17 protein-coding genes are annotated in these 13,213 nt (G+C 69.6%); 13 read left to right on the forward strand and 4 right to left on the reverse strand.

Features of this window, described 5'->3' with window-relative positions; all coding sequences use genetic code 11:
- Nucleotides 1–107: 107 nt before the first annotated feature.
- Nucleotides 108–863 (forward strand): TerC family protein, encoded by a 756-nt coding sequence (locus ACN8ZM_RS06555; protein WP_420210805.1) that lies wholly within the window; start codon nucleotides 108–110, stop codon nucleotides 861–863.
- Between the two features lie 91 nt (nucleotides 864–954).
- Nucleotides 955–1,290: a zf-TFIIB domain-containing protein gene (locus tag ACN8ZM_RS06560; protein ID WP_420210806.1), complete on the forward strand. Its 336-nt coding sequence runs from the start codon at nucleotides 955–957 to the stop codon at nucleotides 1,288–1,290.
- An 88-nt stretch (nucleotides 1,291–1,378) separates the two neighbouring features.
- Here the strand turns inward: ACN8ZM_RS06560 and ACN8ZM_RS06565 are convergent, their stop codons facing one another.
- A complete protein-coding gene (locus ACN8ZM_RS06565) occupies nucleotides 1,379–1,789 on the reverse strand; it encodes an Hsp20/alpha crystallin family protein (protein ID WP_043182225.1) in 411 nt (136 codons plus the stop codon).
- 16 nt (nucleotides 1,790–1,805) lie between these two features.
- Nucleotides 1,806–2,246, reverse strand: a complete 441-nt coding sequence (locus ACN8ZM_RS06570) for an Hsp20/alpha crystallin family protein (protein WP_420210807.1) — start codon at nucleotides 2,244–2,246, stop codon at nucleotides 1,806–1,808.
- Nucleotides 2,247–2,493: 247 nt separating this feature from the next.
- Between ACN8ZM_RS06570 and ACN8ZM_RS06575 the strand changes: the two genes are divergently transcribed.
- Entirely contained in the window at nucleotides 2,494–3,411 is a 918-nt protein-coding gene (locus tag ACN8ZM_RS06575) for a 3-hydroxyacyl-CoA dehydrogenase NAD-binding domain-containing protein (RefSeq protein WP_420210808.1), read from the forward strand.
- Nucleotides 3,412–3,445: 34 nt separating this feature from the next.
- On the opposite strand, the gene ACN8ZM_RS06580 is transcribed toward ACN8ZM_RS06575, so the two are convergent.
- Both ACN8ZM_RS06580 and ACN8ZM_RS06585 read right to left on the reverse strand, forming a co-directional pair.
- A complete protein-coding gene (locus tag ACN8ZM_RS06580) occupies nucleotides 3,446–3,727 on the reverse strand; it encodes a DUF4148 domain-containing protein (RefSeq protein ID WP_420210809.1) in 282 nt (93 codons plus the stop codon).
- Nucleotides 3,728–3,905: 178 nt separating this feature from the next.
- Complete coding sequence (locus ACN8ZM_RS06585) at nucleotides 3,906–4,754, reverse strand: LysR substrate-binding domain-containing protein (RefSeq protein ID WP_043182232.1); 849 nt, start codon at nucleotides 4,752–4,754, stop codon at nucleotides 3,906–3,908.
- Nucleotides 4,755–5,081: 327 nt separating this feature from the next.
- Between ACN8ZM_RS06585 and madL the strand changes: the two genes are divergently transcribed.
- From madL to ACN8ZM_RS06635, 10 genes are all read left to right on the forward strand, one after another.
- Complete coding sequence (gene madL / locus ACN8ZM_RS06590) at nucleotides 5,082–5,477, forward strand: malonate transporter subunit MadL (RefSeq protein ID WP_034186756.1); 396 nt, start codon at nucleotides 5,082–5,084, stop codon at nucleotides 5,475–5,477.
- Nucleotides 5,478–5,488: 11 nt separating this feature from the next.
- On the forward strand, nucleotides 5,489–6,256 hold the full coding sequence (madM, locus tag ACN8ZM_RS06595; RefSeq protein WP_175024344.1) for a malonate transporter subunit MadM: 768 nt from the start codon (nucleotides 5,489–5,491) through the stop codon (nucleotides 6,254–6,256).
- Between the two features lie 134 nt (nucleotides 6,257–6,390).
- A complete protein-coding gene (mdcA, locus tag ACN8ZM_RS06600; protein WP_043182239.1) occupies nucleotides 6,391–8,037 on the forward strand; it encodes a malonate decarboxylase subunit alpha in 1,647 nt (548 codons plus the stop codon).
- 10 nt (nucleotides 8,038–8,047) lie between these two features.
- Nucleotides 8,048–8,362, forward strand: coding sequence for a malonate decarboxylase acyl carrier protein (mdcC, locus tag ACN8ZM_RS06605; protein ID WP_027787896.1), 315 nt, complete (start codon nucleotides 8,048–8,050; stop codon nucleotides 8,360–8,362).
- Entirely contained in the window at nucleotides 8,359–9,291 is a 933-nt protein-coding gene (locus ACN8ZM_RS06610) for a biotin-independent malonate decarboxylase subunit beta (protein ID WP_420210810.1), read from the forward strand. The genes mdcC and ACN8ZM_RS06610 overlap by 4 nt, the downstream gene beginning before the upstream one ends.
- Before the next feature lie 81 nt (nucleotides 9,292–9,372).
- Complete coding sequence (gene mdcE, locus ACN8ZM_RS06615) at nucleotides 9,373–10,080, forward strand: biotin-independent malonate decarboxylase subunit gamma (protein WP_420210811.1); 708 nt, start codon at nucleotides 9,373–9,375, stop codon at nucleotides 10,078–10,080.
- Nucleotides 10,067–10,735 (forward strand): malonate decarboxylase holo-[acyl-carrier-protein] synthase, encoded by a 669-nt coding sequence (mdcG, locus tag ACN8ZM_RS06620; protein ID WP_420210812.1) that lies wholly within the window; start codon nucleotides 10,067–10,069, stop codon nucleotides 10,733–10,735. The genes mdcE and mdcG overlap by 14 nt, the downstream gene beginning before the upstream one ends.
- A complete protein-coding gene (mdcB, locus tag ACN8ZM_RS06625) occupies nucleotides 10,732–11,598 on the forward strand; it encodes a triphosphoribosyl-dephospho-CoA synthase MdcB (protein ID WP_420210813.1) in 867 nt (288 codons plus the stop codon). Before mdcG ends, mdcB begins: the two co-directional genes overlap by 4 nt.
- Complete coding sequence (gene mdcH / locus ACN8ZM_RS06630) at nucleotides 11,595–12,527, forward strand: malonate decarboxylase subunit epsilon (protein WP_420210814.1); 933 nt, start codon at nucleotides 11,595–11,597, stop codon at nucleotides 12,525–12,527. Before mdcB ends, mdcH begins: the two co-directional genes overlap by 4 nt.
- A 117-nt stretch (nucleotides 12,528–12,644) precedes the next feature.
- Nucleotides 12,645–13,166: a phospholipase D-like domain-containing protein gene (locus ACN8ZM_RS06635; protein ID WP_043182250.1), complete on the forward strand. Its 522-nt coding sequence runs from the start codon at nucleotides 12,645–12,647 to the stop codon at nucleotides 13,164–13,166.
- The last annotated feature ends 47 nt before the right edge of the window (nucleotides 13,167–13,213 follow it).

Below are 13,213 nucleotides of genomic sequence, written 5' to 3' on the forward strand. Positions count from 1 at the left end.
AGATCGAAATTTCGGAAAAACCGAACTAAAAGTCAGATTTTCTCTGATTTTTCCGAAGTCCGGGGTGACCTATCATCGGGCTTTCCACTTTCATATCGGCCCATTTCATGGACTACCTGCTGACGCTTGCCGTTGACCCCGCTGTCTGGGCGGCGCTTCTGACGCTCGTCGTGATGGAAGTCGTGCTCGGCATCGACAACCTGATCTTCATCTCGATCCTCAGCAACAAGCTGCCCGAAGCGCAGCGTGCCCGCACGCAGCGCCTCGGCATCGCGCTCGCGCTGGTGATGCGCCTCGCGCTGCTCGGCAGCGTCGCGTGGATCGCGAGCCTCACCGAACCGGTGTTCACGCTGTTCGACCATGCGTTCTCGTGGCGCGACATGATCCTGCTGTCGGGCGGCCTGTTCCTCGTCTGGAAGGCAACCACCGAGATCCATCACCACGTGTCGCATGACGGTGAAGGCGCGGGCGGTACCAGTGGCGCGGTCGGCCTGACGATGTGGGCCGCGATCGGCCAGATCGTGATGCTCGACATCGTGTTCTCGATCGACAGCATCGTGACCGCGATCGGCATGACCGAACACGTGCCGATCATGTTCGTCGCGGTGATCGTCGCCGTCGCCGTGATGCTGTTCGCAGCACAGCCGCTCGCACGCTTCATCGACCGCAACCCGACCATCGTGATGCTCGCGCTGTCGTTCCTGGTCGTGATCGGCATGACGCTGATCGCCGAAGGTTTCGGTTCGCATGTGCCGAAGGGTTACATCTACGCGGCGATGGCGTTCTCGGCTTTCGTCGAGGGCATGAACATGCTGGCGCGGCGCGCGAAGGCGAAGCGCGCGGCACGGACGGAAGGCCACTGAGCCGCCGCGCGTGACGTCGGCCGCCGCGACGGCCGGCCTCACGTGCCTCATACGGAATCCAGACGAAATTCGCACGGAAAGGAGAAGCGCGATGAAATGCCCAGTCTGCAAGACGCCCGACCTGCTGATGGCCGAGCGCCAGTCGATTGAAATCGACTACTGTCCGACCTGCCGCGGTGTGTGGCTCGATCGCGGCGAACTCGACAAGATGATCGCACGCGAGACCGGCGACGTGCCGGTGCGTCGCGACGAGACCCCCGCGCGGCACGATGCGCAAGCGCCGCGCGGCCACGACGGCGCATGGGGACGTGACGCTCGCGCTTACGACGACCGTGACCGGCACGATGGCCGCTCGCATGACGATCGCTACAGGCACGACGGCCAGCGCCGCAAGAAATCGGTGTTCGACCTGTTCGACTTCGACTGATTGCGCGGCACGTCGTAAAAAAAGCCCCGCCGGGTGCATATCCGGCGGGGCTTTTTCATGCGTGCGGGATGAAGGCACGCACCGATGCTTACGCGTTGCCGGCCGTCACGTCGATGCGACGTGGACGCGTTTCCTCGCGGCGCGGAATCGTCAGCGTCAGCACGCCGTCGCGCAGGTTCGCGTCGATTCTCGACGTGTCGAGGTCGGGGCTCAGCACGAAGCTGCGCGCGTAGCGCGTCGCGCGGATCTCGGCATGCCGCACGCGCAGATCGGCCGGCGTGTCGAGGTGCGTATCGGCTTCGATCGTCAGCGTGTTGTCGTGTACCTTCACGTCGAGATTCTCGCGCGGCACGCCGGGCAGGTCGGCCCGCAGCGTGACGCCGAGATGATTCTCGACGATGTCGACGGCCGGCGTGATCGCGGGCCGGCGGGCTGCTTCGGCGGCAGCGGGGTGAACGGTGTTGGTCTGACGCTCGGCCAGGGTCGGGTTCGCATTCATGTCGGTATCCTGAATATTATTGAACAGTGATCGCACGCGGCTTCGATGCCTCGCGCCGGCCGACGCGAATCAGCAGGCAGCCGTTTTCATAGCGGGCGCTGACCTGGTCGGGATCCGCATCCCGCGGCAGCTCGACGACACGGCGGAACGCGCCGTGAAAGCGCTCCTGCGCATAGGTGCGCAAATCGTCGCCTTCGCTGCGCGGCGCCGGCTTGCGTTCGCCGCTGATCGTCAGCAGGTCCTTGTCGATCGATACGTCGAAGTCGGTCGCGGCCATGCCGGGCGCGAACGCGACGATTTCGATGGCGCCGTCGGTCGCGCCGACGTTGAGCGCGGGAAACGCACCGGGACGCACCGCGCGAATGCCGGACGGACGTTCGCCGAGCAGGTTCGCTACTTGCCGCTGCACGCGGGCGAATTCGTCGAACAGGTCGCTGCCGAAATGGATACCGCTCATGTTGGTCCTCCTGAACAGGGAACGCGGGAGACGTGACGGCGCGACGCCTGCGGCGGGCGCGACGCGGGAACTCCACTGGGTCGAAACGGGGGCGGTGCGTTGCATGATGCACTGCCCGACGACGTGTAATTAGTGACTGCCGCAGCGCATTTCAAGAGGGAATCTGCAATCTGCATCAATGCAGGCCCGTGCGATTCGATGCGACAATCGCCGCGATCTATCTGTAGACCAACGACACGGGACAAACATGGACATTCGACGCATCGCGATCGTCGGCGCCGGCGTGATCGGCGCAAGCTGGGCCGCCTTCTATCTGACGCAGGGTTTCGACGTCGTCGCGACCGATCCGGCGCCGCAAGCCGACACGCGGCTGCGCGACGCGCTGGCCGCGTTTCTCGGCGACCGGGCCGCCGAGCTTTCCGCGCGGCTGTCGTTCGACGCCGATCTCGTACGTGCGCTCGACGGCGTCGATTTCGTGCAGGAGAACGGCCCGGAACGGCTCGACCTGAAGCGCGAGTTGTACCGGCAGATGGACGACGTGCTGCCCGCGCACGTGCCGATCGCGTCGAGTTCGTCCGGCCTGAAAATGTCGGACATCCAGACCGCATGCGACAAGCATCCGGAGCGTTGCCTGATCGCGCATCCGTTCAATCCGCCGCACCTGATTCCGCTCGTCGAGCTGGTCGGCGGCGATGCGACCAGCCAGGACGTGATCGCGCGCGTGAAGGAGTTCTACGATGCGCTCGGCAAGCAGACGATCGTCCTCAACAAGGAGATGACCGGCCACGTCGCGAACCGGCTCGCGGCCGCGCTGTTCCGCGAGGTGTATCACCTCGTCGGCGAAGGCGTCGTGAGCGTTGCCGACGCGGACAAGGCCGTTGCCTGGGGCCCCGGCCTGCGCTGGGGGCTGATGGGGCAGTGCCTGACCTATCACCTCGGCGGCGGCGCGGGCGGGATCGCGCATTTTCTCGAACACCTGTCGGGGCCGATCACCAGCTGGTGGGACGACCTCGGCACGCCTTCGTTCGATCCGGACGTCGATCGCAAGCTGAACGACGAATTGCGCGCGATCCAGGGCGAGCGCTCGATGCAGGAACTCGCGGCCGAACGCGACCGCCTGCTCGTCGAACTGATCGACGCGCGGCGTCGCAGTTTCCTGCCGTGATCGCGCCGAGGCGCCGCGTACGGGCCGCAGCCGGCTACTGCTGCGCGGCGGTTTGCGGTGCCTGCGGCGTCTGCGCGAGCCAGGCCGGGCTCGTGGCCTGCACCAGTTCGCGGTTGCGCGCGCGGGTCGCGGCGTTCGGCGGGTAGTTGCCGTCGTTCGTCGGCAGTTCGCCGTCGAGATAGGCCTGCTTGAGCTGCGCGATCACGTCCGCGCGGGTCAGCCCCTGCGCGGGCGCCGCAGCGTCGGTCGTCTGGGCGAAGGCGGGGGACAGCAGGGTGGCGGTGGCGGTCGCGACGGCGAATCGCAAGACATTCATGGCGTGCTCCGATCAAGGGGACGGGACACCGGATGCGCGGCGGCTGGCCGTGCGTTCCGATGGGTCCCATTGTCGCGAGCGGGTGCTGCGCGGACGATGACGTGTTCCGGGCAAAGCTGTCAGTTGCCGGCGCGGGCACCCGGTGCGATCGCCTCTGCGCGGGTCGGGCCCGGTGCGGTTACAACTCCGACGCCGCCGCGATCAGCGTGGCTTCGAGTGCGAGCGTCGAACGCGACGCGGCCGCCGGCCGGTCGATCACGTATTCGAGTTCGCCGAGTTCGGGCAGCCCCGCGTCGAGCCGCGCGAGCCCGGCCGGAATTACATAGCCGGCGAACGCGCTGACGCCGAGCCCCGCACTCGCCGCGGCACGCAACACCGCGACGCTGCTGCTCACGACCGCGATCCGGTACGGCCGCCCGACGGCCTCGAGCGATTCGAGCACGCGGCGGCGCGACACGCTTGGCTCCGGATGCATCGCGAGCGGCAGGACGGTCTCGTGGCCGGTGATCCGTGAATCGGGGCCCGTGCACCAGTACAGCGGCTCGCTGCGGATCACGCGGCCGCGCCGGCTGCCCGCGATGCGCTTCGCGAACACGAGATCGTGCCGTCCTTCGTCGAGCGCATCGAACAGGTCGCCCGACAGCCCGGTCGAGATCGCGAGCTCGACGTCCGGATTGCGCTGCACGAAGCTCGCGAGCGCGGCCGTCAGGTGCGCCGACGCGAAATCCTCCGACATCGCGAGCCGCACCTTGCCCGACAGCGGTGGCCCGCACACCGACGTGACGGCCTCGTCCATCAGTTCGAGGATCCGCACCGCGTAGCGGAACAGCGCGTCGCCGTGCTGCGACAGGTGCACGTTGCGCGTGTCGCGTTCGAACAGCGGCCGGTCGAGCAGCTCCTCGAGGCGGCGGATGTGCTGGCTGACGGTCGACTGCGACAGGTTCACGCGCTCGGACGCGGCGGTGAAGCTGCCGGACTGGGCGACGGCGACGAAGCTGCGCAGCAGCTCGGGCGGTAACGGGCGCATTGCTAAATCCACTGAATCGGTTTCGACAACTTCATAAATGGCCGGATTGTGCGGCGCTAGTATCGGATCACGCGCCGGTGCGGCCCCCAACGGGGTACACCGGGCGCGTAGCCCGCGTCGCGCCGGCGGCTGCTTCATTCAGTCTACGGCATCCGGCGTCCGGCCCGAAACCGCATCATCCCATCGACCGCCCGAGAACGCGCCCGCAAGACGGGCCGCCGGGCCGCGGCGCACCGCCGCAGGAGACGAGTCCGCGCACGGGATCGGCGTGCGGGGCCGGTTCCTGCATGCGTCCGGCGCCCGTCACGAAGAGACTGGAGACGACTCATGATCATCTACGGAACCGCGCTGCTGGCGTTCTGCCACCTGGCCGGACTGTTCCTCGGCGACCTGCTTGGCAGCGCGATCGGCGTGAAGACCAACGTCGGCGGCGTCGGCATCGCGATGCTGCTGCTGATCTGCCTGCGCCTGTGGCTGCACCGCCGCGGCTGGCTGCCGAAGGAGACCGAAGCCGGCGTCGGGTTCTGGGGGGCGATGTATATCCCCGTGGTCGTCGCGATGGCCGCGAACCAGAACGTCGTCGCCGCGCTGAAGGGTGGCCCGGTCGCGTTGCTGGCCGCCGTCGGCGCGGTCGCGATCTGCGCATGCTGCATCGCGGTACTCGTGCGCACCGGGCGCGACGACACGGCCTTCGCGGGCGTGCCGCAATTCGAAGAACAGTGACGGAGGCCGCCATGCTGCAGATGCTCGAAAAAACCGTCGCCCACAACGGGCTCGTCGCGTCGTTCGCGCTGGTCGGCCTGATCATGTGGCTGTCGTCGATCGCGTCGCGCAAGCTCACGTTCGGCCGCGTGCACGGCTCCGCGATCGCGATCGTGATCGGTCTGGCGCTGGCTTACGTCGGCGGCGCCTTCACCGGCGGCGAGAAGGGGCTCGCCGACGTGCGGCTGTTCGCGGGCGTCGGCCTGATGGGCGGCGCGATGCTGCGCGATTTCGCGATCGTCGCGACCGCGTTCGAAGTGCAGCCGACCGAGGCGCGCAAGGCCGGGCTCGTCGGCGTCGTGTCGCTGCTGCTCGGCACCGTGCTGCCGTTCATCGTCGGCGCGTGCATCGCGCGCGCGTTCGGCTATACCGACGCGGTCAGCATGACGACCATCGGCGCGGGCGCCGTCACCTACATCGTCGGACCCGTCACGGGCGCGGCAATCGGCGCCAGCTCCGACGTGATCGCGCTCAGCATCGCGACGGGGCTCGTGAAGGCGATCATCGTGATGGTCGGCACGCCGGTCGCGGCCAACTTCATGGGCCTGAAGACGCCGCGTTCCGCGATGATCTTCGGCGGCCTGGCCGGCACCGTCAGCGGCGTGAGCGCGGGGCTCGCGGCGACCGACCGCCGGCTCGTCCCGTACGGCGCGCTGGTCGCGACGTTCCATACGGGCGTCGGCTGCCTGCTCGGCCCGTCGCTGCTGTTCTTCACGACGCGCGCGCTGGTCGGCGGGTAGGCCCGGACGATGGGCGGCCCGTGCGCGGGCCGCATCCATCGCGGCGTCCTCTGAGTCGCATTCGTCAACATCATCAATCGGCGGCGGCGCCAGGCTTAGAATGCCGCTGAACCATCGAAGCGGGAGAACTGTTCATGACGGGATGGAATCACGCGCGGCAGGCGCGCGATGCACGCCTCGCGGCCGGTGCGCGTTTCGCGCAGGGCAAGCGGGTCGATGCGCGCGACACCGTGGCGTTGCTCGAAGCGGTGCTGCGGCCAGGCGACCGCGTCTGCCTCGAAGGCGACAACCAGAAGCAGGCCGACCTGCTCGCGACGGCGCTTGCCGACGTCGACAGTGCAAAGGTGCACGACCTGCACATGGTGCAGTCGGGCGTGGTGTTGCCCGAGCACCTCGACGTGTTCGAGCGCGGCATCGCGAAGCGCCTCGACTTCGCGTATTCGGGCCCGCAGTCGCAGCGCATCGCGAAGCTGCTGTTCGGCGGCAAGATCGCGCTCGGCGCGGTACACACCTATCTCGAGCTGTTTGCACGCTACTTCATCGACCTCACGCCGCACGTTGCGCTGATCGCCGCGGTCAGCGCCGATCGCGACGGCAACCTGTACACCGGCCCGAACACCGAAGATACGCCGACCGTCGTCGAGGCCACCGCCTTCAAGGACGGTATCGTGATCGCGCAGGTCGACCGCATCGTCGACAAGGTGCCGCGCGTCGACATTCCGGGCGACCGCGTGCATTTCGTCGTCGAGGCCGGCCGGCCGTTCTACGTCGAGCCGCTGTTCACGCGCGATCCGGCCGCGATCACCGAAACGCAGATCCTCACCGCGATGCTCGCGATCAAGGGCATCTACGAGCCGTACGGCATCAAGCGCCTGAACCACGGGATCGGCTTCAACACGGCCGCGATCGAGCTGCTGCTGCCGACCTACGGCGAGAAGCTCGGGCTGAAGGGCAAGATCTGCTCGCACTGGGCGCTTAATCCGCATCCGACGCTGATTCCCGCGATCGAGTCGGGCTGGGTCGAGCAGATCCACTGCTTCGGCTCGGAAGTCGGGATGGACGACTACATCCGCGCGCGCTCCGACATCTGGTTCACGGGCCCCGACGGGTCGCTGCGCTCGAACCGCGCGTTCTGCCAGACGGCCGGTCTCTACGCATGCGACATGTTCATCGGCTCGACGCTGCAGATCGACCTGTCCGGCCATTCGTCGACGGTCACGGCCGAGCGCATCGCAGGTTTCGGCGGCGCGCCGAACATGGGCAGCGACGCGCGCGGCCGGCGCCATCCGAGCGAGCCGTGGCTGAAGGCCGGCGCGGAAGCCGACCCCGACACGCCGGCGGCGCTCAGGCGCGGCCGCAAGCTCGTCGTGCAGATCGGCGAGACGTTCGGCGACAAGAACGTGCCGATGTTCGTCGAGAAGCTCGACGCGCTGAAGCTCGCCGACAAGCTGCAGCTCGACCTCGCGCCGATCATGGTCTATGGCGACGACGTCACGCACATCGTCACCGAGGAAGGGATCGCGAACCTGCTGATGTGCCGCGACAAGGACGAACGCGAGCATGCGATCCGCGGCGTCGCCGGCTATACGGAGATCGGCCGCGGCCGCGACCGGAAGATGGTCGAGCGGCTGCGCGAACGCGGCGTGATCCGTCGTCCGGAGGATCTCGGCATCGATCCGCTCGACGCCGATCGCCGCTGGCTCGCCGCGCGTTCGATCAAGGATCTCGTGCACTGGTCGGGCGGGCTCTATGCGCCGCCGGCCCGGTTCCGCAACTGGTGAGGAAGACGGCATGGAACAGTTGAACTACCGCTTCACCGCGCGCGAGCGCGCGAAGGGCGAGCAGGCCGCGGCGCTCGTCGGCGTGGTGGCATCCGGCAATCTCGAAGTGCTCGTCGAGCGCGTGCTGCCGGGCAACGAATGCGAGATCGACATCCGCACCGCGGCGGTCGGTTTCGGCGCGGTGTGGCAGGCCGTCGTCACGGATTTCGTCGAGCGGCGCACGCCGGGCGGCCTGAAGCTGTCGATCAACGACGGCGGCGCGCGGCCCGACATGGTGTCGCTGCGGCTCGCGCAGGCGGTGCGGGCAATCGAGGGGGACGCATGATGAACGACGCGATCCACGATACGCGCGATACGCCCGCGTTCGTCGCGAATGGCGCGAGCTGGTACGAGGCATCGGCCCGGCAACGTATCGACGGGCTGCTCGACACGGGCAGCTTCAGCGAATTCCTCGGCCCGGCCGAGCGCGTGACGAGCCCGCACCTGCCGCTGTTCGACCTGCCGCAGCAGTTCGACGACGGGATGGTGGTCGGCCACGGCCGGCTCGACGGCCGGCCGGTGTTCGTCGCCGCGCAGGAAGGCCGCTTCATGGGCGGTGCGTTCGGCGAAGTGCATGGTGCGAAGCTCACGGGGCTGTTGCGCGCGGCGCGCGACACCGGCAAGCCGGTGCTGATCCTGTTCGATACGGGCGGCGTGCGGCTGCAGGAAGCGAACGCGGGCGAACTCGCGATCGCGGAGATCATGCGCGCGCTCGTCGAAGCGCGTGCGGCCGGCGTGCCGGTGATCGGGCTGATCGGCGGGCGCGCGGGCTGCTATGGCGGTGGCGGGTTGCTCGCCGCGTGCTGCTCGGCGCTCGCGGTGTCGGAGCAGGGCCGCATCAGCGTGTCGGGCCCCGAAGTGATCGAGACCAATCGCGGCGTCGAGGAATTCGATGCGAAGGATCGCGCGCTGATCTGGCGCACGATGGGCGGCAAGCACCGGCGGCTGATCGGCGGCGCGGATCGCTACGTGGCCGACACGCCCGATGCTTTCCGTGCGGCGGCGCTGGCGCTGATCGGCCGCGCGCCGACATTCGATGCGGCGATGCTGCGCGCGGAACAGGCGCGCCTCGAAGCGCGCGTCGAGCGGTTCGGTGCGTGCAAGGATGCGCTCGACGTGTGGCGTGCGCTGGGCGCATCGACGCCTGAAGCGATTCCGGGGATGCCGGACGATGCCTTCGCCGCGCTCGCGGACCAACTGCAGGAGCAGAAATGAAACGACCCCCACGCTCACTTCGTTCGCTGCCCCCCGAGGGGGCGGATGCCTCCCTTGGGGCGGCCCGGCGGGAGGCATCGCATGACGCTCGATGAAGTACTGAATTCACTGTTCCCGCAAGGGCATTCGATCGTCCGTCACGGTGGCCTGCTGACCGGCCACGCGGAACTGGCCGGCACGCGCGTCGACGTGATCGGCGTCGCCGAGCGTTTGCCGTTCGGCATCGACGAGGCGCTGACGCTCGCGGCGCGCGTGCTCGACACGATCGCGCGCGGCGGCGACACGCCGATCGTCGTGCTGGTCGACAGCGACAGCCAGCGGATGAGCAAGCGCGACGAACTGCTCGGCCTGAACGAAGGGCTGTCGCATCTCGCGAAGTGCCTGATGCATGCGGATCTCGCCGGGCACCGGACCATCGGCGTGCTGTACGGCCACACGGCCGCGGGCGCGTTCATCGCGACCGCGCTCGCCACGCGCACGCTGCTTGCGGTGCCGGGCGCCGAGCCGGAGGTGATGGACCTGCCGTCGATGTCGCGCGTGACCAAGCTGCCGATCGACGTGCTGAAGGAGATGTCGCGTTCGACGCCGGTGTTCGCGCCGGGGCTCGACAACCTCGTGAAGATGGGCGCCGTCGACGCCGTGCTCGATCCGTCCCGCGCACTCGATGCGCAGGTCGGTGAATGGCTCGGCAAACCGGCCGACCGCGTCGACCGGCGCGCCACGCGCGGCCGGCCGGTTGCCGCCGATGTCGCCCAGCGCGTCGAGGCACTTGCGCGTGCCGCACGCTGAGCCGCCGCTGCGCCGCCACACGCTCGTCACGCTGACGGCGGCGGGGTGGGGCGCGGCATTCGCGCGCGATCCGGTGCTCGCGGCCGATCCGCTCGTGAAGGCATGGGCCGCGCACGATTGGCCGCTGATCGTGCGCCGTGCGTCGCCCGACGAGGCCGATGCCGGCCGCGTGCCGCTCGGCCTGCCGCTGCCGCCCTCCGCGGGCAAGCGGCGCGTCGCGCTGAACGCGGCCGCTGACGCGCTCGCAACGGTCGGCCCGCTCCCCGCGTTGTCCGACGTGCTCGCTGCCGCGCCCGATGCATGGCGCGCAGCGTTGCGCGAGCTCGATGCGCTCGGCGCGCGTTGCGGCGTGCAGGGCCGCGTGTTCGGCAGCCTCGCGTGGCAGGCGCTGACGGGCGAGCGCTACCTGGCCGAATCGTCCGATCTCGATATCGTGTTCCCGCTGCCGGAGGCCGCATCGATCGCGCCGCTGCTCGATGGCCTCGCGGCGATCGACGCGCGCGCGCCGATGCGCATCGACGGCGAACTGCTGCGCGACGACGGCGCGGGCGTCAACTGGCGCGAACTGCACGCGCGGCAGCCTGACGTCGCGGTCAAGACGGCGATCGCCGTCGAATTGATGCCGGCCGACGCATTCACCGGAGGCGCACGATGAGCGCATGGGCTGCCTGCCGCGTAGCGGCGCCGTCCGAAGCCGAGCGCATCGCCGGACTGGCCGAGCGCAGCCTCGTGCTCGAGATCGAGACCTATCCGAAGCCGGGGCTCGTCAGTCATGTCGACACTGGCAGTCATTCGGACATGGATGCCGCGACGTTCGCCCGCAGCGCCGCGGTGCTGCGGCCGTATTTCGCCGAGTTGGCCGACACGGGCGCGCGCGATGCGGACATGGCCGTGCTGCGCAAGATCGGCCTGCGTGCCGAGCACGCGATGCTCGCGGCGACCGGCGGCGTCAATACGCATCGCGGCGCGATCTTCGGGCTTGGGCTGCTGTGTGCGGCCGCGGGCCGGCGTGCGATGCCGGGGGCCGTGCCGGATGGAATGACGCTCGGCGCGTTCGTCTCCCGCCGCTGGGGCACCGATATCCTCGGCGGCCCGCGTTTGCCCGACAGCCACGGCGAACGCGCGAGCCGCCGGTACGGCGTCGGCGGCGCGCGCCGCGAGGCGGCCGACGGGTTCACGTCCGTCTATGCGGTCGGGCTGCCCGCGCTGCGTCGGGCGCAGCGCGACCTGCCTGACGACCCGGAAGCCGCGCGCGTCGATGCGTGCTTCGCGCTGATCGCCGCGCTCGACGATACGAACCTGCTGCACCGGGGCGGGCCGGCGGGCCTCGAGTTCGCGCGGGCGACCGCACGCGCGTTCGTGGCACGCGGCGGCGTGCGTGCGCGCGACTGGCGGCTGCGCGCGGCCGCCGCGCATCGTGCATTCGTCGCGCGGCAGTTGAGCCCCGGCGGCGCGGCCGATCTGCTCGCAATGAGCGTTTTCGTCGATGCGCTCGAGGCCGACGGGGAGGCACGATGACGCTGGCCATCCTCTGTTCGGGGCAGGGCGCGCAGCGCGCGGACATGTTCGACCTCACCGGCACCGCGCCGCAGGCCGACGCACTGTTCGCGCACGCCGGCCGGCTCCTCGGCGACGATCCGCGAACGTGGGTCCGCCAGGCCGAGCCGGACGCACTGCGTGAAAACCGTGCCGCGCAGATCCTCTGCACCGTCCAGGCGCTCGCGGCCGCCGCGCTGCTCGACGCGGTGTGGCCGCGCCGGCGCTGCGTCGCTGGCTACAGCGTCGGCGAAGTCGCGTCGTGGAGCGTCGCGGGGATGATCGAACCGGAAGCCGCGCTCGACCTGGCCGATGCGCGTGCGCGTGCGATGGATGATGCGAGCGGCGGCGACGAGCGGATGGTGTTCGTGCGCGGCCTGACGCGCGCGCAGCTCGCGCGGTTGTGCGACGGCCGCGACGCGGCGATCGCGATCGCGAACCCCGGCGACGCGTTCGTGGTCGCAGGGCGGCAGGCCGATGTCGATGCGGTGGCCGACGACGCGGCGCGCGACGGCGCGCTGCGCGTCGCGCCCGTCTGCGTGCGGATTGCGTCGCACACGCGCCGGCTCGCCGCGGCCGTGCCGGTGTTTCGCGCGTCGCTCGCCGCGACACAGGTGCGGCGGCCGCTGCCGGGCACGCGGCTGTTTTCGGGGATCGACGGTGCATCGGTGCTCGACGTCGACGCGGGCCTCGACAAGCTTGCGCGGCAGATCGCGGAGCCGGTCGAGTGGGCAGCCTGTCTTGCCGCCTGCGTGGAGGCCGGTGCGACCGCGTTCCTCGAGCTCGGCCCCGGCCGCGCGCTGGCCGAGATGGCCGGTGGCGCGTATCCGGCGCTGCCGGCGCGCAGCCTCGCGGATTTCCGTTCCGTCGACGGCGTGGCGAGCTGGCTCGCACGCGTCGCGGCGGCCTGATCGGCGGCGTGAAAAAGGGCCTGTAATCCGTTCGCCGGGCACCGGTTTTGCGCTGTGTGTTGCGCCGGCGCAGCAGCATCGCAGCCGGTGCTTGCCACCCGAATTGGCGTCGCTACAATGGCGCCCGCCATGAGACCCGCCGCCTTCCTTCTCGCCGCGCTTTGCTGCGCGCCGAGCGCCCACGCCGCCCAGATTCCGTCCGATGCCGCAGCGGTCGGCACATACTTTTCGTATGACAATGCCGCGGCCGACGCGACCGTCGACCTGATCGGGCAGGCGCAGCGCCGCGTGCTGCTGGCCGGCTATACGCATGTGCCGCCGGCGGTCGCGAGCGCGCTGCGCGCGGCCCGCTCGCGCGGGATCGAGGTGCGCGTCGTGCTCGTGCGCTCGCCGCGCGCGGGCAGGTACAGCGGCGCGGGCTATCTGAAATCGTCTGGTATCGACGTGGCGATCGATTCGCGGCACGGCGACCCTGCGCCGCGCTTCGTGATCGTCGACGACAGCGTCGCGCTGACGACGCTGTCCGAGGGCGCGACCGCGCATGCGGAGACGGTGAACGTGTTCCAGCGTGCGCCCGAGCTTGCGCAATCCTATGCGCAGTCGTTCTGGCGGCTGTACCGGCAGGCCGGCGGCCTCTGACCCTTTCCCTCGGCGCCGGGCGCGCCGGTGTGACCCTGCTTGCATCG

This window comes from Burkholderia aenigmatica (assembly GCF_048627025.1).
Lineage (GTDB): Bacteria > Pseudomonadota > Gammaproteobacteria > Burkholderiales > Burkholderiaceae > Burkholderia > Burkholderia aenigmatica.